Raw genomic sequence first — 18913 nt, 5'->3', positions numbered from 1 at the left:
CATGATGGGGACCATGATCGTCCACACCGCCACCCCCGCCCGCCTCGGTGAGACGCGGCTGCCGGACGGACGCCTGCTCGGCTGGGCCGAGTGGGGCCCGCAGGAAGGCACGCCGGTTCTGCTGTGCCCCGGCGCGGCCACCAGCCGACGCCTCGGCTTCGGCCCCGGTGCCGTGGCCGCCCTCGGCATCCGACTCGTCTCCGTCGACCGGCCCGGCCTGGGCGCGTCCACGCCCGCACCCGGCCGAACCTTCGCCGACTTCGCCGCCGACGTGCGGGAGTTGTGCGCCCGGCGCGGCTTCGACCGTCCCGCCGTGGTCGGCAACTCGCAGGGCGCTCCGTTCGCCCTCGCCTGCGCGGAGGCGGGCCTCGCCTCCGCGCTGGCCCTGGTGTCGGCCGCCGACGAGGTGGCGGCCCCCGAGTTCGCCGCCGTACTGCCCGCCGAACTGCGTGCGTTGACCGAACGCGCGGTGCACGACCCCTCGGGCGCCGAGGAGTTCTTCGCGGCTTTCGACGCCGAGAGGATGTGGGACCTGGTCATGGACGGCAGCCCGGACTCCGACCTCGCCGTGTACCGGGACCCCGGCTTCTCCGCCGCCTACCGCCGCGCCCTCGCCGAGGGATTCGCCCGGGGCGCGGCGGCCGGCTACGCCCGCGACACGGTCCTGGCCCTGGGACGGTGGCCCTTCGCCCTCGGCTCCCTCGCCCTGCCCGTCGACATCTGGTACGGCGAGCACGACACCGCACACTCGCCCGACAACGGCGCCCTGCTCGCCTCCCGCATCCCCGGCGCCCGCCGCAACGTCGTCCCCGGCATCGGCGGGGCCCTGCTGTGGACGCACGCCGAGGAGATCCTGACCTCGCTGACGCACGGCGCGGCCCGCTGACGCCGCCGGGAACGGTGCCGCACGTCCGAGTGACAGGGTGCCCGTATCCCGTCACCCTGCGTTGCCTCTGCGTCTAACGTGACGCCCATCGCGATAGGACGCGTACGACGGAGGGGTGCGGATGCCGGTGAACGGCGAGGCGGACGAGCTGGGTTGGGAGGTCGACCCGGACGACGAGTGGGGCGTGGCCGTCCTCACCACCGTGGGGAGGCAGCTGAAACTGCGCCGCGAGGCGGTGGGCATGCGGGCGGGCGACTTCGGGGTGGCGGTCGGTTACGGGGAGGACCTGGTCTACAAGGTCGAGGGCGGGAAGCGGATCCCCCGGCGGGAGTACCTGGAGAAGGCGGACCAGGTCCTCGACGCGGGCGGCCTCATCGCTGCGGCGTGGGAGGACGTGAAGAGGGTCCGGTATCCCAAGCAGGTGCGGGACCTGGCGAAGATGGAGTCGCGAGCCGTCGAGTCGCTTTCGTACGGCAGCTACAGCCTGCACGGGCTTCTCCAGACCGAGGAGTACGCGCGCGCACTGCTCGGCAGGCGGCGACCTGCCCTCACCGACGACGAGATGGAGAGCGCCCTCGCCGCACGGATGGGGCGCAGGGCGATGCTCGAACGGGATCCGGCCCCGGAACTCAGTTTTGTCCAGGAGGAGGCGACCCTCAGGCGTCCCGTGGGAGGCATGATGGTTCTGCGGCGCCAGCTCGAACACCTGCTGGAAGTGCAGCAAATGCGGCACGTGGAGATCCAGGTGATGCCTACGTCCCGCGGCGACCATCCGGGAGGAGGACGCATGCAGGTACTCAAGTTTGAAGACGGCACGGCGGTCGGCCGGGCCGACGACGAGTTCGGCGGTCGGCCTGTCGCGGACCCCCGGCAGCTGCGCATCCTCGAACTGCGCTATGGCAGTATCCGAGCCGAGGCGCTGCCCGCCCGGGAATCAGCGGCCTTCATCGAACAACTGCTGGGGGAGACATGACCGGTAAGGACACACCTGCACACCTCGCCGACCTGGCCTGGTTCAAGAGCAGTTACAGCGATACCAGCAATCCCAGCGACTGCGTCGAGGTCGCGATAGCCCCCGCCACCATCCACATCCGCGACTCCAAGCGCCCCGACGGCCCCCGCCTCGCCGTCGAATCGGCGACGTGGACGATGTTCGTGGCCTGGCCGGGCGCGGTCAGTCCTCGGGTTTGACCTTCGAGGCCACGAAGAGCAGCCCGGCCGTTGCCGCGATGAGGACTCCGGCCAGTTCTTCGTAGCCCTGGAAATAGGCGACGGGGACGGCGAGTCCGCAGGCTGCTCCGAGCAGCTCGAAGGAGCCCCCGATCAGCCGCCGGGGGCGATTCGCGGGCGGAGGGTGATGGGGGTTGGGCGGGCTTCGCCAGTAGTGGAGAGGTCCCGCCCTGGGCTTCCAGCCGTCCGCCCGGAGTTCCAGGTACTCCGGGTGGTGGCGGGCGTAGCCCATGCGGCGGGGCGCCAGGCGCTGCCACGGCAGCCGGCCCAGGCGGATCGCGATCCAGACGAGCCCCGGCAGGCAGGCGACGGCCGCCCAGATCGCCGCGACCACCCGCTCCCCGGTCGAGGGCGACAGGATGCCCAGCAGCCGGTCCAGCTGGCCACTGGCGGCGTAGGCGATCAACGCGGCGACGGAGAGTACCGCCGCGGTCCGTTCCAACTGGTGTCCGGTGTGGCAGCGGGCGCAGCGTGGCACGGACACGATTTCCATCCGCCAGGTGGAGCGCAGGACGATGATGAACGGGGTCATGGTGGTGTCCGTGTCCTTGTGCAACCCCAGGACGTGGTCGTGCCACGACGGTGGAGTCTCCTCCCCGCAGAACCAGCACTCCCGCACCACGCGTTCCCTCCCCCCGGCCGCCGCGCCGAACGGCCCCTGCCGACTAGCCATCGGCGCCGTTCTGTTCGCCTCGTCGCGCCATCCTCGCGGCCTGGCCTTCGTGGATGTCGTTCACCCACTCCCAGCCGGGCTCGACCGAAGGCCCGAGCCTCGGGTCGTCCGGAGCGCGGCCGTCCCTCAGCGCGTGCAGATACTCCCGGTCCTGACCGATCCGCACCCGGACCTGATCGGCGAGGGCGACGGCTCCGTGCCCCGGCACGAGCACTTCGACGTCGTCCGCCACCTTCTCCAGGAGTCGTAGCCCGGTGAGATAGTCCTCAACCGGATGCTCCGTGTCGTCGAGCATCGGAACGAAGAGATCGGACAGCATGTCGCCGGCGACAAGCACCCCGCGATCCTCGACCAACAGCGCCGCATGGCCCGGAGCATGAGCCGGATGTTCGATCACCCGTACCTCAGGCCCGTTCCACGGAATCAGCTCCGCTCCAGCGGGCAACCCCACGATGAGACCGAACAGTTCCAACGGTGTCTCTTCGGCGATTTCCGGCGGCAGCCCTTCTGCGACGCGAGCCTTCCACCCCTCTTCCGAGCGGAGCTCTCGCAGGTACGCCGAACAGCGGGCCGTGCCGTAACGCGGCACCTGCCCGAGTTCGGCGTGCCACAACGCGTGATCCCAATCCGGATGCGTCGCAAAACCTGCCACGACGGGCTGGCCCAACCGGCGAAGGTCCTCCGCCAGGCAGCCCATCTCGCTGGTCGTCAACCCGGGATCGACGACCAGCACACCGGCCTCGCCCTGCACGACCACGGTGTTGTTCCGCAGCAACTCGCTCTGGTGTACCAGCACACCGTCCGCGACCGGCGTCAGCATGAGGTCTCCTCACATCAGCCCGCAAACTCCTGCCGAGACGGTAGTTCCGGACACTCGGGCAACGCAGCCCTTTGGACAACCCGGTTGCCTGGCACGCGAACCGGGCCCCGGACGCGGTGGTCCGGGGCCCGGTGTGGTGCGGGGCTGCGGTCAGCTCAGACGCTCGTCGTGTGGGCGTGGGCCGCCGCACCGCCGAAGGGAGCCGAGACGCCGAGGCCGCCGGTGAGGGCGAACGGGCCGGACTCCGCGTGGAGGCCGGCGGCGAACGCGCCGTCGCCCGCGACGAGGGCCGTGCCCGCGGTGAGGCCGATGCCGCCGGAGACCCGGTCCAGGTCGGCGTCGGAGATCTCGGCGGTTTCGACCTGGGGGACAGTGTTCATGGCAGGTCTGTTCCTTTCTGGGGGAAGTCTGGGGAAGGGAGAGCGGTGCGGTGCGCATGCCCGGGTCCGGAGTTGGGGGCCTCCGGCACGGGCCACCGGCGTGCCGCGCACCGATCAAAGCACGGGGCCGAACGGTCCACCATCGTCGAGTCGTCGGCCTCCGCCGCACGGCGTCGCCGCATGCACGAGTGTGTGAATGCGGTCAGGGAAAGCGTCCCGATCTTCACACCGCCCCCCGAGGCGCGGAGGCTCCCGGCGAGCATGACTCGCTCGGCCCGCCAGGTGGGCGGCGGACGCACCCCGGCGGTGCGGCCGGCTGATGATCTCTGTGGAGATTCACGGGTTTTCCGGGACCGATCCGGGGGCCGGACCCCGGCCCTGGGGTGTGACACATCGGTTGTGGAATGATCCGGGCGCAGGTTCGCCGCCCAGGGCCGCGAGCCTTCGTCGAGCAGAGGCTGGGGAGAGTCATGATCCGCTGCACCGCATCCACCGAAGCGCTCGCGGGATGACGGACCGTAGGTCGGACCCTGCCGCTGGTGACATACCGGCGGAGATCGGTCCCTACCGGCTGGAGCGGCTGCTGGGCGAGGGCGGGATGGGCCGCGTCTACCTCGGACGTACGCCCGCCGGGAGTGCCGTGGCCGTCAAGGTCGTCCACCGTGCGTACGCCGCCGACCCGGAGTTCCGCAGGCGGTTCGCGCTGGAGGTCGCGGCGGCCCGGCGCGTCCAGGGGCTCTACACCGTGCCCGTGGTCGCGGCCGACCTGGAGGCCGACGAACCCTGGCTCGCCACGGCCTACGCCCCCGGGCCCTCCCTCCAGCAGGCCGTCGGTGAACGGGGGCCGCTGCCCGCCGCCGAGGTGCTCGCGCTGACGGCCGGGGTCGCCGAGGCGCTGGAGACGATCCACGCCGCCGGAGTGATCCACCGCGACCTGAAGCCCTCCAACATCGTCCTCACCGCCGACGGACCCAAGGTCATCGACTTCGGCATCGCCCGCGCCGCCGACCACACCGCCCTGACCGCCACCGGCATGCGCGCCGGAACCCCGGCCTACATGGCGCCCGAGTACATCCGGGGGCAGGAGGTGACCGAGGCCGGTGACGTCTTCGCGCTCGGTCTCGTCGCCCACTTCGCCGCCACCGGACGGCTCGCGTTCGGCGGCGGCAGCGACCCCGCGGTGGCGTACCGGATCCTGGAGGCGGCGCCGGACCTCGAAGGCTGCCCCGAGTCCGTGCGCGGCGTCGTCGCGCTCTGCCTGGAGAAGGACCCGGCCCGGCGGCCGACGCCCGCCGAGGTGATCCGGCTCTGCGGCCGGGCCGCGAACGGGGAGTTCGATGACGGCCGTACCCCCACCGTCGTCTCCACGCCCCCGGCGACCGGCCCGGACGCGCCCACCGCCACCGCCCCGGCGCGTACCCCGGCCCCGGACACCGATCCCGCGCCCCCGTCCACGCCGCCGTACGCCGCCCTGCTCGGCGTCGTCGCTGCCATCGCGCTGGTCGTCGTCCTGGTCGTGACGCTGCTGCCCTCGTCCGGGAAGCCCCCGAAGAGCAAACAGCCCTACCCCGTGGTCGCGGCGACCGACATCTTCGCCAAGGGGAGCACCGGCATCGCGTTCGACCGGGACGGCAGGACGCTCGCCACCGGCGGCGAGGACGGCAGGATCAGGCTCTGGGACGTCACCACGCGCAAGGTGCGCGCCACCCTCACCGAGAAGGACTGGCGGGGGGAGCCGATGAGCATCCTCAACGTGACCTTCAGCGCCGACGGGAAGACGCTGGCCGCGAGGACCTACAACAACCTGGTCGGCGTCTGGGACGTGGCGGGGCGACGGGAGATCCGCCGCATCAAGGAACACACCTACGCCCTCGCCCTCAGCCCCGACGGCAAGCGGATCGCCTTCGGCAACATCGTCGGCTCCGAGCTGTGGGACGTCGACAGCCGCAGCGAGGACGCGCGCGCCCACTTCACCCAGGAGGTGCGCACGATGGACGTGGCGTTCAGCCCCGACGGGAAGACCCTCGCGACCGTCGGCGACCCCTCCGACAAGCGCAGGTTCCCGGACCACGAGCCGGTCAAGCTGTGGGACGTGACCCGGATCGACCCGAAGCCCTACGGACAGGGCGACCCCCGCCTCACCCTCGCCGTCGACGACGTCACCTACGCCGTCGCCTTCAGCCCCGACGGCAAGACCCTCGCCACCGGCGGGCCGCACAGCGACGTCCGGCTGTGGGACGTGGCCACCGGCCGCCTGAAGGCCACCCTCGCCAACGACCGCGTCCAGGCCCGGGACCTGGCGTTCAGCCCCGACGGCCGGAGCCTCGCCGTCACCGCCGACGGCGGGGTGCTGCTGTGGAACCTGGCCGACCGCAAACCGAGCGCCGTCCTGTCGGACGACGACAGCGGCTACGGCTACGACAAGATCCAGGAGCTGGCGTTCAGCCCCGACGGACGCCTCCTCGCCGGCACCACCCTCGGGGGCGTCGACGAACCCGACGAGGACTCCGACGCCCCGGACCAGTACGGCCCCGCGAACGACCCGAGGGCGAACCACGGCGTACGGCTGTGGAAGGTCCCGGCCACGACCGCTCACTGAGCGGGTCCACCGTGACGGAAACCGCCCCGTCCGTGCGTGGTGCCGGTTCAGCCGGGCAGAGGCTCGTCCAGGCGGTTTCGCTCCGCCTCGCTCAGCTCGAGCTCGGTGGCCCCGACGGAGTCCAGGATCGACGCCGGGCGGCTGGCACCCGGTACCGGGATCACTGCCGGGGAGCGGGTCAGCAGCCACGCCAGGGCGACCTGCTGCGGGCTGACGCCGTGCGCGGCCGCGACGCGGTGGAAGGCCGTGCCCGCGGCAGTCGGGCCGCGAGTGCCGTCGAGGGAGCTGGGTGAGATGCCGCCCAGTGGGCTCCAGGGCAGGAAGGCCAGCCCCAACCGGGTGCTCAGCCGCAGCTCGGGCTCACTGTCGCGGACGGCCGGTGAGTACTGGTTCTGCACGGACACGAGGCCGTGGCCGAGGATCGTGTGCGCTTCCCGGATCTGGCCGACGGTGACGTTGGAGATCCCGGCGGCCCGGATGGTGCCGGCGTCGAGCAGCTCCCGCAGCGCGCCCACGGACTCCGCCCAGGGCACGGCCGGGTCCGGCTTGTGCAGTTGGTAGAGGCCGATGGACTCCACGCCCAGCCGCTTCAAGGACGCCTCCGCGGCGCGTTTGAGGTGTTCGGGGCCGGCGTCCACGGTCCAGCTGCCGTCGCCGGGGCGGCCGCGGCCGCCCTTCGTGGCGACGAGCAGGCGGGAGGTGTCGCCGCCGTAGCGGGCCAGGGCCCGGGAGATGAGCAGCTCGTTGTGGCCGGATTCGCCGGCGTGCCAGTGGTAGCTGTCGGCGGTGTCGATGAGCGTGACACCGGCGTCCAGGGCGGCGTGGACGGTGGCGACGGCCCGCCGTTCGTCCGGTCGGTGCTCGATGGACAGGGGCATGGCGCCCAGGCCGATGGCGCTCACGACGGTGTCGCCGATGGTACGGCTCTGCATGGAGGGGTCCGTTCCTCAGGAGGCGAAGGCGCCGTCGGCGGCGGCCAGGGCTTCGGTCACGGCGTCGGGGAGCCAGTCGGTGGTGCGGGAGAAGGAGAAGCCCAGTTCTTTCGCGCGGGCGTTGCTCATGGCGTAGTGCCGGTCGAACGAGAACGGCGAGGCCGGCTCGCCCACGGCGACGCTGCGGTACCGGGCCTCCCGGCCGGCCCGCGCCGCCACGACGGCACCGAGGCCGTAGACGTCGAGCAGGCCGTCGGAGCAGGCGTTGACCGGGCCCGTGGCATCGGTGAGCGTCGCCGCCCACCGCAGCAGCTCCGCCAGTTCCTCGTAGTGGATGAAGACCGTGGGCAGCGCCCCGGCGTGCACGGTGACCGGTGTGCCGCGGCTGATGTGCTCGGTGTAGTGCGCGAGCCGCCCGGTGAACTCCGCCGCGCCGCCACCGAGGACGTGGGCGCTGCGTACGGTGGCGAAAGCGAAACCGCTGTGCCGGGCCAGTACGGCCTCGGCCTGGCGCTTGCCTTCGGCGTAGTGCTCCTGGAGGTAGGCCGGGTCGTGCCAGGGCAGGTCCGTCCGGACCAGCCAGGCGGCCGGATCGACCGTCTCCTCGGGTACCGGTGTTCCGGGCGGGACCGCGGGCAGCGCGGCGGTTGCCGGATCGTAGACCTCGATGGTGGAGGTCATGACGTAGCGCCGGGTGCGGCCGCTGAAGGCCCGGGCGGCGATCGCGGCCTGCACCGGGGTGTAGCAGACCTGGTCCACGACCGCGTCGAAGGTGCGCGACCCCAGTGCGGCGATCAGACCGGCCTCGTCGTCACGGTCGGCAAGGAGGTGCTCGGTCCCTTCCGGCGGCGGGGCGGAGCCGCGGTTGAGCACCGTGACCCGATGGCCCGCCGTCTGCAGGCGCCCCACCAGAACCTTGCCGAAATAGCGGCTTCCGCCGATCACGCAGATCCTCTTCATGCCCCCATCCTGAACACCTACAGTCGACAGCAGAAGTGCTCAATTACTGGCTACGTATTAAGGATTACTGTTGATCGATGTGCAGCGGCTCCGTGTCCTGCGGACGGTGGCCGAACACGGCAGCTTCAACCGGGCGGCGGCAGCGCTCCGCCTCACGCCCTCGGCCGTTTCCCAGCAGGTCGCCGCACTCGAGCGCAGTCTCGGAGCCCAGGTCGTCGCGCGCAGTACCCGCGGAGTCACCCTGACCCCGGCCGGCCGGATCATGGTCGGGGCCGCCGAGTCGGTGGCCGCGGAGCTCGTCCACGCCCAGCGGCAGGTCGATCGACTCGGCACCGGCCGCACCCAGATCACCATCGCCACGTTCACCAGCGGGGGCAGGCTCCTCCTGCCCCGCGCGCTCACTCACCTGGCCACCGCCCACCCCGGCACCGTCGTCCACGTCAGGGAGGCCGAGCCCGAAGACAGCCTCCCGCTGGTCCGTCAGGGAGCGGTGGATCTCGCACTCGCCTACCACTTCGACGGCCCGCTGCCCGGCCGGCTCGGCCCGACCTCCAGCCTGGTGTGGACGCCACTCTTCGACGACCCCCTGCACGTCGTCCTGCCCGACGCCCATCCCCTGGCAGGCCGGGAGTCGCTCGACATCGCGGAGCTGGCCGCCGAGCCCTGGGTGCTCGGCTGCCTCAAGACCGAGGCGTACCTGCGCCGTTACGCCGAACGTGCCGGTTTCGACCCCGAGGTGCGCAGCACGACCACCGACTACTTCTTCGCCCGCTCGCTCGTCGCCGCGGGCCTGGGAATCTCACTGATCCCCTCCATCGCGCAGACCCCGCCGGTGGCGGGAGTACGCACCGTCCCCGTCGTGCCGCCGGCCCCGACCCGGCACGTCGGCGTTGCCACCATCCACCGCCGCGGTCTTCCCCAGGTCGTGACAATGGTGGGAGCCCTCCAGCGACAGGCAGCGGTACTGGACCGGACCGACCCGCACCCCACGGCATGACCCCATTCGTTCCCATTGGTTCTCATTGGTCCTCATTCGGCCGAGGGAGACCGCCGCCGGGTGGCACCATCACGGCGCCGGCCTCGTCGTCACCGCCGGCGCGCCGCTGATCCTCAGCGTGGCCATGTCGCTGCTGCTCGTCCCGATCAACAGCCCGAACAAGACGTGGACCCCCGAGAACCGGCCCGATGACGGGAGGGAGCGGATGAGCCCGGGGGGCTGCTCCACCGGGTCGCCGAAGCCCGCCCTACAGCACCGGCAACGACTTCCGCAGCTCGAACGCCGTCACCTGCGACCGGTACTCCTCCCACTCCTGCCGCTTGTTGCGGAGGAAGAAGTCGAAGACGTGTTCGCCCAGGGTCTCGGCGACCAGGTCGCTGCGTTCCATCAGGGCGAGGGCCTCGCCCAGGTTCTGGGGGAGGGGCTCGATGCCCAGGGCGCGGCGCTCCGCGTCGGACAGGGCCCAGACGTCGTCCTCGGCGCCCGGCGGGAGTTCGTAGCCCTCCTCGATGCCCTTGAGGCCGGCGGCGAGGAGGACGGCGTAGGTCAGGTAAGGGTTGGCGCCGGAGTCGATGGAGCGGACCTCGACGCGGGCCGAGCCGGTCTTGCCGGGCTTGTACATCGGGACCCGGACCAGGGCCGAGCGGTTGTTGTGGCCCCAGCAGATGTAGGAGGGGGCCTCGCCGCCCGCGCCGGCGGTGCGCTCGGTGCCGCCCCAGATGCGCTTGTAGGAGTTCACCCACTGGTTGGTGACCGCGGAGATCTCGGCGGCGTGGCGGAGCAGGCCCGCGATGAAGGAGCGCCCCACCTTGGAGAGCTGGTACTCCGCGCCGGACTCGTAGAACGCGTTGCGGTCGCCCTCGAAGAGGGAGAGGTGGGTGTGCATGCCCGAGCCCGGGTACTCCGAGAACGGCTTCGGCATGAAGGTGGCCTGGAGGCCCTGCTCGAGGGCGACCTGCTTCATGACCAGGCGGAACGTCATGACGTTGTCGGCCGTGGAGAGCGCGTCCGCGTAGCGCAGGTCGATCTCCTGCTGGCCGGGGGCGCCCTCGTGGTGGGAGAACTCCACCGAGATGCCCATCGACTCCAGCATGGTGATCGCCTGGCGGCGGAAGTCCATGCCGATGTTCTGCGGGGTGTGGTCGAAGTAGCCGGAGTTGTCGGCGGGGGTCGGGACCGAGCCGTCGACCGGCTTGTCCTTCAGCAGGAAGAACTCGATCTCCGGGTGGGTGTAGAAGGTGAAGCCCAGGTCGGAGGTGCGGGCCAGGGCGCGCTTGAGGACGTAGCGCGGGTCCGCGAAGGACGGCGAGCCGTCCGGCATGAGGATGTCGCAGAACATGCGGGCCGTGCCGGGGGCCTCCGCCCGCCAGGGCAGGACCTGGAACGTCGACGGGTCCGGCTTGGCGATCATGTCGGACTCGTAGACCCGGGCGAAGCCCTCGATCGCGGAGCCGTCGAAGCCGATGCCCTCGTCGAAGGCCTGCTCCAGCTCGGCCGGGGCCACGGCGACGGACTTGAGGAAGCCCAGCACGTCCGTGAACCACAGGCGTACGAACCGGATGTCGCGCTCCTCCAGCGTCCGGATCACGAACTCCTGCTGCTTGTCCATCTTCCGCTTCCCCATCCTTGCTGGTCAGGCCGCCTGTCTCCGGTACGGCGGGAGGCGGTCGGGCACTTGAGCATCACACCACAGCGCCGTTACGTGTGCGTTGCGGACCTCCGTCGGCCGGCCCACCCCGTGACCGCAGCGTAGAGGCCACCTGTTCGATCGGGCCATTCCGGGGATCCGGCCGGGACGGAACCTGTGCCCGCCCTACGAAGGACGGGCCCCGCGCCATTACGATCAGCGGACCTCACGGTCGTCCGTTCCCCAGATTCCTTCCCAGAAGGGCAACACCCCATGGGTTCCGCCAAGAAGAGCAGCAACACGGCGCGACAGGCCCGCATAGCCGAGATGCGGCGTGCCGAGGAGGCCCGCGACCGCCGGAACCGGATCCTCACGATCACGCTCAGCACCGTGGTCGTCGCCGGTCTCGTCGTCGGCGGCGTCTTCCTCGTCCGGTCGCAGTCCGACGACTCCTCCGGCGACACGGCGTCCGACGGCAAGACCTCCGGCAAGTTCGAGACCGGCGCGGACGGCGTTCGGACCTGGAAGGGCGACCTGGGGCGCAACCACGTCACCAAGAAGGTGACCTACCCCGTCGAGCCCCCCGTCGGCGGCGACCACAACCAGGTCTGGATGAACTGCAACGGCGACGTCTACACCAAGCCGCTGAACAACGAGAACGCCGTGCACTCCCTGGAGCACGGCGCCGTCTGGGTGACGTACACCGACGACGCCCCCGAGGCCGACGTCGACAAGCTGGCCGCCAAGGTCAAGAAGACGCCGTACTCGCTGATGAGCCCCGACGACAAGCAGAAGGACCCGATCGTGCTGTCCGCGTGGGGGCACCAGCGCACGGTGACCGGCGCCGACGACCCGAACGTGGACAAGTTCTTCGAGAAGTTCGTGCAGGGTCAGCAGACCCCCGAGCCGGGGGCCGCGTGCACCAACGGACTGTCCCAGTGACCACGAAACGGGCCGGCTGGATCGCGGGCGCCGCGGCCGCCGTGCTCGTCGCGGCCGGGGGGATCACCTACGCGGTCGCCGGGGACGACGGCGGCGGCAAGGTCCCGGCCGCCGACTCCGCGGACGCCGGGTTCGCGCGGGACATGTCGGTCCACCACCAGCAGGCCGTGGAGATGTCGTACATCGTGCGCGACCGCACCGACGACGAGGAGGTGCGGCGGCTCGCGTACGACATCGCGCAGACCCAGGCCAACCAGCGCGGCATGATGATCGGCTGGCTCGACCTGTGGGCGCTGCCCAAGGTGTCGTCCGACCCGCCGATGACCTGGATGGGCATGGGCGACGCGCCCTCCGCCGGTGAGGGCTCGCTGATGCCGGGGATGGCCACCGACGCCGAGATGGAGAAGCTCGGGACGCTGGACGGCAAGCAGGCCGAGGTCTACTACCTCCAGCTGATGACCGAGCACCACAAGGGCGGCGTCCACATGGCGAAGGGGTGCGTCGAAAGGTGCACCGTCGGCGTGGAGAAGCGGCTGGCCCGCGGGATGGTGGAGTCCCAGGAGTCGGAGATCCGGCTGATGGCCGACCTGCTCGCCGAGCGGGGCGCGAAGCCGCGGGCGTGAAGCGGCGGGCGTAGGGCGCAGGGCGACGGGCGTGAGGCGCCGGGCGTGAGGTTTTGGACATGATCCGGTAACACGTCCGCCGCCCCATAGTGTCGTTCTGACGATTACAGTGGACGCGTGCCTCGACTACGACTCGCCCTCAACCAGATCGACTCCACCGTCGGCGACATCGACGGCAACGCCGAGTCGGTCCTGCGCTGGACCCGGCACTCGGCCGGGCAGGGAGCGCACCTGGTGGCGTTCCCGGAGATGATGCTGACCGGTTACCCGGTGGAGGACCTGGCCCTCAGGCCGTCCTTCGTCGAGGCCTCCCGCACCGCCCTGCGCTCCCTGGCGGCGCGGCTGGCGGACGAGGGCCTCGGCGGAGTCCCCGTGGTGGTCGGTTACCTCGACCGTTCGGCGACGGCCCGGCCGAGGTACGGCCAGCCAGCCGGTGCCCCGCAGAACGCGGCGGCCGTGCTGTACGGCGGCGAGGTGGCGCTGAGCTTCGCCAAGCACCACCTGCCGAACTACGGCGTCTTCGACGAGTTCCGCTACTTCGTGCCCGGCGACACCCTGCCCGTGGTGCGGGTACGCGGCGTGGACGTGGCGCTGGCCGTCTGCGAGGACCTGTGGCAGGACGGCGGCCGGGTGCCGGCCGCCCGCTCGGCGCGGGCCGGCCTGCTGCTCTCCGTCAACGCCTCCCCCTACGAGCGGGACAAGGACGACACCCGCCTGGAGCTGGTGCGCAAGCGCGCGCAGGAGGCCGGGTGCACCACCGCCTACCTCGCCATGACCGGCGGGCAGGACGAGCTGGTCTTCGACGGCGACTCGATCGTCGTCGACCGGGACGGGACGGTGCTGGCCCGGGCGCCGCAGTTCACCGAGGGCTGCGTGGTGCTGGACCTCGACCTGCCCGCCGCCGGGACGGAGGCCGAGGCGCCCACGGGCGTCGTGGACGACGGACTGCGCATCGACCGGGTGGTGCTCTCCGGGGAGGCCGGGCGGGAGCAGCCGCTGCCCGCCGGGGAGCCGTGGCGGTCCGGCGGGCACGCCGAGCCGCTGGACGACGACGAGGAGGTCTACTCGGCGCTCGTCACCGGCCTGCGCGCGTACGTCGCGAAGAACGGCTTCCGCTCGGTGCTGATCGGGCTGTCCGGCGGCATCGACTCCGCGCTGGTCGCGTCGATCGCCTGCGACGCGCTCGGCGCCGAGCACGTGTACGGCGTCTCGATGCCGTCCAGGTACTCCTCCGGGCACTCCAGGGACGACGCGGCCGAGCTGGCCCGGCGCACCGGCCTCAACTACCGCACCATGCCCATCGAGCCGATGTTCGACGCGTACACGGGCGCGCTGGAGCTCACCGGCCTGGCGGAGGAGAACCTCCAGTCCCGGCTGCGCGGCACGCTGCTGATGGCGCTCTCCAACCAGGAGGGCCACCTCGTGCTGGCCCCCGGCAACAAGTCGGAGCTGGCGGTCGGCTACTCGACGCTGTACGGCGACTCGGTGGGCGCGTACGGACCCGTCAAGGACGTGTACAAGACCTCGGTCTTCCGTCTCGCCGAGTGGCGCAACCGCGCGGCCCGGGACCGCGGCCGGACCCCGCCGATCCCGGAGAACTCGATCACCAAGCCGCCGAGCGCGGAGCTGCGCCCGGGCCAGGTCGACACGGACTCGCTGCCGGACTACCCGGTGCTGGACGCCATCCTCGCCCGGTACGTCGACGAGGACCGGGGCGCGGACGAGATCGTCGCCGCCGGGTACGACCGGGAGCTGGTGACGCGGACGCTGCGCATGGTGGACGCCGCGGAGTACAAGCGACGGCAGTACCCGCCGGGCACCAAGATCTCGGCCAAGGGCTTCGGCAAGGACCGCCGCCTGCCGGTCACCAACCGCTGGCGGGAGAGCGGCTGAGGCGGCCGGCTCGGGGCGGCGGGGCCGGTCAGCCCTCGCGCTTGAGGTCGGCCAGCGCCTTGTGCAGCGGCTCCGCCACCCGGCGCCGGTACTCCTGGACCGCCCAGCCGTTGCCGTCCGGGTCCTTGAAGTACATGAAGGTGGCACCGTCGTCCGGGGCGTACTGCACCGGCTCCGAGACCTCCAGACCACGGGCGGTCAGCTCCGCGTGCGCCGCCTTGATGTCGGCGACGCAGAGCTGGAGGCCCTGGTACGAGCCCGGTTCGGGCCGGGTCTGCCCCTGGGCCATGTCCCAGATGGCGTCGCCGAGGGCGACCGAACAGCCGGAGCCCGGGGGCGTCAGCTGGACGATCCGCATGCCCGGCATGACCTCCTGGTCGATGTCGACGTGGAAGCCGACCTTGTCGCGGTAGAAGTCCCGGGCGCGGTCGATGTCGGTGACGGGGAGCGGGATGACTTCGAGCGTGAAGTCCATGGCGTGACTCCTTCGGCTTTCGTCGGTCGCGGGTGTCGGTACCGGCGGGCGCCAGTACTGGCGGGCGCCAGTACTGGGCGGGTGTCAGTAGTGGTAGCGCGCCTGGACGATGACCAGCAGGTCATCGGTGGGCTTGTACACAAGACGGTGCGTGTCGTCGATGCGCCGTGACCAGTAGCCGGACAGGTCGCCCTTGAGCGGCTCCGGCTTGCCGACGCCCTTGAACGGGTCACGGGCGATGTCGGCGATCAGTCTGTTGATCCGCTTGGTCACCTTCCGGTCGCTCTCGGCCCAGTGGACGTAGTCCTCCCAGCCGTGGGACGTGAAAGTGATCCTCACGCCCGCTCCGCGTCCGGGTCGATCAGCTCACGCCGGCGTGCGTCGCCCGACTCGGCCTCCGCGATGGAGTCGAGCAGCCGGCGGGCGTTCCGCGGCGAGCGCAGGAGATGCACCGTCTCCGTCCACGCCGTGAAGTCCTCCTCGGACATGAGCACGGCGTTCCCCTTGCGGGAGGTGATGTGCACCGGGGCATGGTCCTCGTTGACCTGCTCTATCAGCGGGAACAGATTCTGACGGGCTTCGCTGGCGGTGATGGACATACCAGTGCCTCCCTTCCTCGGCTTGTACAAGATATCGTACGAGTCCGGGGCGGTCCACCGGAGAGCGGGAGCGGTACGTCCCGGCGCCCGCACGCCGTTCCCCGGCTACGCTCAGCCCGTACGACCTTGATCCCACCCGGGCCCATGTGCCCCACTGTCCGACAGGAGGCCGAGATGACGGCGCCGGGGCGCAGGAGCAGTACCTTCACGCGGCTGCTGCGGCACGGTTTCACCGATCCCTCGGCCGCCGAACGGCTGCTGGACGGGGCCGAGCTGGCCGAGCTGCGCGCCGATCCCGTCCTGCTGGAGGCGCTGGGCGCCACCGCCGACCCGGACCTCGCCCTGCACGGACTGGTACGGCTCCTGGAGGCGCAGCCCGACCCCACCGCCCGTCAGGAGCTGCTGGACACCCTGATAGCGGCCAAGCCGCTGCGCGACCGTCTCCTCGGTGTGCTCGGCGCCTCCGAGGCGCTCGCCGACCACCTCGCCCGGCACGCCGGGGACTGGCAGGCCCTGGTGACGTACGAGCCGCGCGACCTGCACCGCGGCGTCGAGGAGTTCGAGCGGGGGCTCGCCGAGGCCACCGACCCGGTGACCCTGCGCGTCGCCTACCGGCGCTGCCTGCTGTCCATCGCCGCCCGCGACGTCTGCGGCACCATCGACGTCGCCGAGACCGCCGCCGAGCTGGCCGACCTCGCCACCGCCACCCTGCGCGCCGCCCTGGCCCTCGCCGAGGCCGCCGCGCCCGAGGACGCCGCCCGGTGCCGGCTCGCGGTGATCGCGATGGGCAAGTGCGGCGGACACGAGCTGAACTACGTCTCCGACGTCGACGTCATCTTCGTGGGCGAGCCCGCCGACGCCGACGCCGACGAGACCAAGGCACTGCGGGCCGCCACCTCGCTGGCCTCGCACATGATGCGGATCTGCTCCGAGACCACCGTCGAGGGCTCCATCTGGCCCGTCGACGCCAATCTCCGCCCCGAGGGCCGCAACGGCCCCCTGGTGCGCACCCTCAGCAGCCACGTCGCCTACTACCAGCGCTGGGCCAAGACCTGGGAGTTCCAGGCGCTGCTCAAGGCCCGCCCGGTGGCCGGCGACCCCGGGCTCGGCGCCGAGTACGTCGCCGCCCTCCAGCCCCTGGTGTGGCAGGCCGCCGACCGCGAGAACTTCGTCCCGGACGTGCAGAAGATGCGCCGCCGGGTGGTGGAGAACATCCCCGTCACCGAGGTGGACCGGCAGCTCAAGCTCGGGCCCGGCGGCCTCAGGGACGTCGAGTTCGCCGTGCAGCTCCTCCAGCTGGTGCACGGACGCGCCGACACCTCCCTGCACAGCGGCACGACGCTGGACGCGCTGGAGGCCCTCGCCGCCGGCGGCTACGTCGGCCGGACCGACGCCGCCCAGCTCGACGAGGCGTACCGCTTCCTGCGCTCCATGGAGCACCGCATCCAGCTGCACCGGCTGCGCCGCACCCATCTCGTGCCCGAGGAAGAGGCCGACCTGCGCCGCATGGGGCGCTCCCTGGGCTTGCGCAACGACCCGGTGACCGGGCTGCTGCGGGCGTGGAAGCGGCACGCGGCCGTCGTCCGCAGGCTGCACGAGAAGCTGTTCTACCGGCCGCTGCTCGACGCCGTCGCCCAGCTCGCCCCCGGCGAGGCCCGGCTCAGCCCCGAGGCCGCCCGGGAGCGCCTGGTCGCCCTCGGCTACGCCGACCCGGCCGCCGCCCTGCGGCACCTGGAGGCGCTGGCGTCCGGCGTCACCCGCAAGGCGGCCATCCAGCGCACCCTGCTGCCCGTGCTGCTCGGCTGGTTCGCCGACTCCGCCGACCCGGACACCGGGCTGCTCAACTTCCGCAAGGTCTCCGACGCGCTCGGCACCACACCCTGGTACCTCAGGCTGCTGCGCGACGAGGGCGCCGCCGCCGAGAACCTCGCCCGCGTCCTGTCCGCCGGACGGCTCGCCCCCGACCTGCTGATGCGGGCCCCGGAGGCCGTCGCACTGCTCGGCGACGGCGTCGCCGGGGGACTGCGGCCGCGCGGCCGCGCCCAGCTGGAGCAGGAGACCCTCGCCGCGGTCCGTCGCGCCGACGACGCCGTACAGGCCGTCACCGCGGTGCGCGGCGTACGGCGCCGGGAGCTGTTCCGCACGGCCGCCGCGGACATCGTCGGCTCCTACGGCACCGAGGCCCAGCCCGTCGAGGCCGACCAGGGCGCCCTGGTGGACCTGGTCGGCGGCGCCGTGTCCGACCTGACGTCGGCGACGCTCGCGGGTACGCTGCGGGCGGTCGTGCGGGACAAGTGGGGCGACGTCCTGCCGACCCGGTTCGCGATCATCGGCATGGGCCGCTTCGGCGGACACGAGCTGGGCTACGGCTCGGACGCCGACGTGCTGTTCGTGCACGAGCCCCGCGACGGGGTGGGCGAGCGGGAGGCGGGCGACGCCGCCAACAAGGTCGTCTCCGAGATGCGCCGCCTGCTCCAGGTGCCGAGCGCCGACCCGCCGCTGCTGATCGACGCCGACCTGCGGCCCGAGGGCAGGTCGGGGCCCCTGGCGCGGACCCTCAAGTCGTACGAGGCCTACTACCGGCGCTGGTCACTGGGGTGGGAGTCGCACGCCCTGCTGCGGGCCGAGTTCGTCGCCGGGGACGAGGAGCTGGGGCGGCGCTTCATCGAGCTGATCGACCCCCTGCGGTACCCGGCGGGCGGGCTCGGGGAGGACGCCGTACGGGAGATCCGGCGGCTCAAGGCCCGGATGGAGTCCGAGCGGCTGCCGCGCGGGGCCGACCCCAAGCTGCACGCCAAACTGGGTCCGGGCGGCCTGTCCGACGTGGAGTGGACCGTGCAGCTGCTCCAGCTGCGGCACGGGCACGAGATCGCCGCGCTGCGGACCACCGGGACGCGCGCGGCGCTGGCCGCCGCGCGGGACGCCGGGCTGGTCTCGGAGGAGAACACCGCCACGCTCGACGAGGCGTGGGTGCTGGCGACACGGGTCCGCAACGCGGTGATGCTGGTCCGCGGACGGGCCGGCGACACGTTCCCCACCGACCCGCGCGAGCTGGCCGCCGTGGGCCGCTATCTCGGCCACGGCTCGGGCCACGCGGGCGACATGCTCGACGAATACCGCCGCACGGCCCGCCGGGCTCGCACGGTGGTGGAGGAGTTGTTCTACGCGTAACGGCTGCCGCCGCGGCCGCACGCGCCCCTGCTGCTGGGGCTATGGGTCGCACAGTCCCGCGTTGCGGGGTGCCGCTGCGCCCACCCGTGCCGCCCCAGCGGCACGA

General features: G+C 72.0%; 18 protein-coding genes and 1 pseudogene. 10 read left to right on the top strand and 9 right to left on the bottom strand.

Annotated features, from left to right (window positions below):
* Positions 1-13 precede the first annotated feature (13 nt).
* The 3 genes from C4J65_RS08135 to C4J65_RS08125 all read left to right on the top strand — a co-directional run bounded on the left by C4J65_RS08135 (position 14) and on the right by C4J65_RS08125 (position 2077).
* Positions 14-886 (top strand): alpha/beta fold hydrolase, encoded by an 873-nt coding sequence (locus C4J65_RS08135; RefSeq protein ID WP_115741797.1) that lies wholly within the window; start codon positions 14-16, stop codon positions 884-886.
* Between the two features lie 121 nt (positions 887-1007).
* Complete coding sequence (locus tag C4J65_RS08130; protein ID WP_115741796.1) at positions 1008-1859, top strand: helix-turn-helix transcriptional regulator; 852 nt, start codon at positions 1008-1010, stop codon at positions 1857-1859.
* Positions 1856-2077, top strand: coding sequence for a DUF397 domain-containing protein (locus tag C4J65_RS08125; RefSeq protein WP_115741795.1), 222 nt, complete (start codon positions 1856-1858; stop codon positions 2075-2077). Before C4J65_RS08130 ends, C4J65_RS08125 begins: the two co-directional genes overlap by 4 nt.
* Here C4J65_RS08125 and C4J65_RS08120 read toward each other — a convergent pair.
* From C4J65_RS08120 to C4J65_RS08110, 3 genes are all read right to left on the bottom strand, one after another.
* On the bottom strand, positions 2061-2789 hold the full coding sequence (locus C4J65_RS08120; RefSeq protein WP_240330384.1) for a hypothetical protein: 729 nt from the start codon (positions 2787-2789) through the stop codon (positions 2061-2063). The two genes, C4J65_RS08125 and C4J65_RS08120, sit on opposite strands and share 17 nt — an antisense overlap.
* A complete protein-coding gene (locus C4J65_RS08115; RefSeq protein ID WP_115741794.1) occupies positions 2782-3609 on the bottom strand; it encodes an MBL fold metallo-hydrolase in 828 nt (275 codons plus the stop codon). Before C4J65_RS08115 ends, C4J65_RS08120 begins: the two co-directional genes overlap by 8 nt.
* A gap of 155 nt (positions 3610-3764) precedes the next feature.
* Positions 3765-3989 (bottom strand): hypothetical protein, encoded by a 225-nt coding sequence (locus tag C4J65_RS08110; RefSeq protein WP_115741793.1) that lies wholly within the window; start codon positions 3987-3989, stop codon positions 3765-3767.
* Positions 3990-4497: 508 nt separating this feature from the next.
* On the opposite strand from C4J65_RS08110, the gene C4J65_RS08105 reads away from it, so the two are divergent.
* Positions 4498-6588 (top strand): serine/threonine-protein kinase, encoded by a 2091-nt coding sequence (locus tag C4J65_RS08105; RefSeq protein WP_115741792.1) that lies wholly within the window; start codon positions 4498-4500, stop codon positions 6586-6588.
* A 47-nt stretch (positions 6589-6635) separates the two neighbouring features.
* Here C4J65_RS08105 and C4J65_RS08100 read toward each other — a convergent pair whose 3' ends face one another.
* Positions 6636-7520 (bottom strand): aldo/keto reductase, encoded by an 885-nt coding sequence (locus tag C4J65_RS08100; protein ID WP_115741791.1) that lies wholly within the window; start codon positions 7518-7520, stop codon positions 6636-6638.
* A 15-nt stretch (positions 7521-7535) separates the two neighbouring features.
* Positions 7536-8480, bottom strand: coding sequence for an NAD-dependent epimerase/dehydratase family protein (locus C4J65_RS08095; protein WP_115741790.1), 945 nt, complete (start codon positions 8478-8480; stop codon positions 7536-7538).
* A gap of 70 nt (positions 8481-8550) precedes the next feature.
* On the opposite strand from C4J65_RS08095, the gene C4J65_RS08090 reads away from it, so the two are divergent.
* Positions 8551-9477 carry a LysR family transcriptional regulator gene (locus C4J65_RS08090; protein WP_115741789.1) on the top strand — a complete coding sequence of 309 codons (927 nt, stop codon included), beginning with the start codon at positions 8551-8553 and terminating at the stop codon, positions 9475-9477.
* A 55-nt stretch (positions 9478-9532) separates the two neighbouring features.
* Positions 9533-9679: pseudogene (locus C4J65_RS36515) on the top strand (DUF1772 domain-containing protein); the annotation flags it as partial.
* 45 nt (positions 9680-9724) lie between these two features.
* Here the strand turns inward: C4J65_RS36515 and glnA are convergent.
* Positions 9725-11086, bottom strand: a complete 1362-nt coding sequence (gene glnA, locus C4J65_RS08080; protein WP_003976572.1) for a type I glutamate--ammonia ligase — start codon at positions 11084-11086, stop codon at positions 9725-9727.
* 291 nt (positions 11087-11377) lie between these two features.
* On the opposite strand from glnA, the gene C4J65_RS08075 reads away from it, so the two are divergent.
* The 3 genes from C4J65_RS08075 to C4J65_RS08065 all read left to right on the top strand — a co-directional run bounded on the left by C4J65_RS08075 (position 11378) and on the right by C4J65_RS08065 (position 14562).
* A complete protein-coding gene (locus C4J65_RS08075; protein ID WP_115741788.1) occupies positions 11378-12046 on the top strand; it encodes a DUF3105 domain-containing protein in 669 nt (222 codons plus the stop codon).
* Positions 12043-12669 carry a DUF305 domain-containing protein gene (locus tag C4J65_RS08070; RefSeq protein ID WP_115741787.1) on the top strand — a complete coding sequence of 209 codons (627 nt, stop codon included), beginning with the start codon at positions 12043-12045 and terminating at the stop codon, positions 12667-12669. The genes C4J65_RS08075 and C4J65_RS08070 overlap by 4 nt, the downstream gene beginning before the upstream one ends.
* 117 nt (positions 12670-12786) lie before the next feature.
* Positions 12787-14562 (top strand): NAD+ synthase, encoded by a 1776-nt coding sequence (locus C4J65_RS08065; protein ID WP_115741786.1) that lies wholly within the window; start codon positions 12787-12789, stop codon positions 14560-14562.
* A gap of 28 nt (positions 14563-14590) precedes the next feature.
* Here C4J65_RS08065 and C4J65_RS08060 read toward each other — a convergent pair whose 3' ends face one another.
* The 3 genes from C4J65_RS08060 to C4J65_RS08050 form a co-directional block, all read right to left on the bottom strand.
* Positions 14591-15037, bottom strand: a complete 447-nt coding sequence (locus C4J65_RS08060; protein ID WP_115741785.1) for a VOC family protein — start codon at positions 15035-15037, stop codon at positions 14591-14593.
* 84 nt (positions 15038-15121) lie between these two features.
* A complete protein-coding gene (locus tag C4J65_RS08055) occupies positions 15122-15376 on the bottom strand; it encodes a Txe/YoeB family addiction module toxin (protein ID WP_115741784.1) in 255 nt (84 codons plus the stop codon).
* On the bottom strand, positions 15373-15636 hold the full coding sequence (locus tag C4J65_RS08050; RefSeq protein WP_115741783.1) for a type II toxin-antitoxin system prevent-host-death family antitoxin: 264 nt from the start codon (positions 15634-15636) through the stop codon (positions 15373-15375). The genes C4J65_RS08055 and C4J65_RS08050 overlap by 4 nt, the downstream gene beginning before the upstream one ends.
* 174 nt (positions 15637-15810) lie before the next feature.
* Between C4J65_RS08050 and C4J65_RS08040 the strand changes: the two genes are divergently transcribed.
* A complete protein-coding gene (locus tag C4J65_RS08040) occupies positions 15811-18807 on the top strand; it encodes a bifunctional [glutamine synthetase] adenylyltransferase/[glutamine synthetase]-adenylyl-L-tyrosine phosphorylase (protein ID WP_115741782.1) in 2997 nt (998 codons plus the stop codon).
* Positions 18808-18913: the final 106 nt, after the last annotated feature.

The organism is Streptomyces sp. CB09001 (assembly GCF_003369795.1).
Taxonomy (GTDB): domain Bacteria; phylum Actinomycetota; class Actinomycetes; order Streptomycetales; family Streptomycetaceae; genus Streptomyces.
Note: the sequence above shows the minus strand (reverse complement) of the source record. Positions and strands in the feature narration are given on the sequence as shown.

What these genes read in the sequence shown, in the direction of transcription:
- C4J65_RS08135 (WP_115741797.1), top strand. Translation starts at nt 14, where the DNA reads ATGATCGTCCACACCGCCACCCCCGCCCGCCTCGGTGAGACGCGGCTG.
- C4J65_RS08130 (WP_115741796.1), top strand. Translation starts at nt 1,008, where the DNA reads ATGCCGGTGAACGGCGAGGCGGACGAGCTGGGTTGGGAGGTCGACCCG.
- C4J65_RS08125 (WP_115741795.1), top strand. Translation starts at nt 1,856, where the DNA reads ATGACCGGTAAGGACACACCTGCACACCTCGCCGACCTGGCCTGGTTC.
- C4J65_RS08120 (WP_240330384.1), bottom strand. Translation starts at nt 2,789, where the DNA reads ATGGCTAGTCGGCAGGGGCCGTTCGGCGCGGCGGCCGGGGGGAGGGAA.
- C4J65_RS08115 (WP_115741794.1), bottom strand. Translation starts at nt 3,609, where the DNA reads ATGCTGACGCCGGTCGCGGACGGTGTGCTGGTACACCAGAGCGAGTTG.
- C4J65_RS08110 (WP_115741793.1), bottom strand. Translation starts at nt 3,989, where the DNA reads ATGAACACTGTCCCCCAGGTCGAAACCGCCGAGATCTCCGACGCCGAC.
- C4J65_RS08105 (WP_115741792.1), top strand. Translation starts at nt 4,498, where the DNA reads ATGACGGACCGTAGGTCGGACCCTGCCGCTGGTGACATACCGGCGGAG.
- C4J65_RS08100 (WP_115741791.1), bottom strand. Translation starts at nt 7,520, where the DNA reads ATGCAGAGCCGTACCATCGGCGACACCGTCGTGAGCGCCATCGGCCTG.
- C4J65_RS08095 (WP_115741790.1), bottom strand. Translation starts at nt 8,480, where the DNA reads ATGAAGAGGATCTGCGTGATCGGCGGAAGCCGCTATTTCGGCAAGGTT.
- glnA (WP_003976572.1), bottom strand. Translation starts at nt 11,086, where the DNA reads ATGGACAAGCAGCAGGAGTTCGTGATCCGGACGCTGGAGGAGCGCGAC.
- C4J65_RS08075 (WP_115741788.1), top strand. Translation starts at nt 11,378, where the DNA reads ATGGGTTCCGCCAAGAAGAGCAGCAACACGGCGCGACAGGCCCGCATA.
- C4J65_RS08060 (WP_115741785.1), bottom strand. Translation starts at nt 15,037, where the DNA reads ATGGACTTCACGCTCGAAGTCATCCCGCTCCCCGTCACCGACATCGAC.
- C4J65_RS08050 (WP_115741783.1), bottom strand. Translation starts at nt 15,636, where the DNA reads ATGTCCATCACCGCCAGCGAAGCCCGTCAGAATCTGTTCCCGCTGATA.
- C4J65_RS08040 (WP_115741782.1), top strand. Translation starts at nt 15,811, where the DNA reads ATGACGGCGCCGGGGCGCAGGAGCAGTACCTTCACGCGGCTGCTGCGG.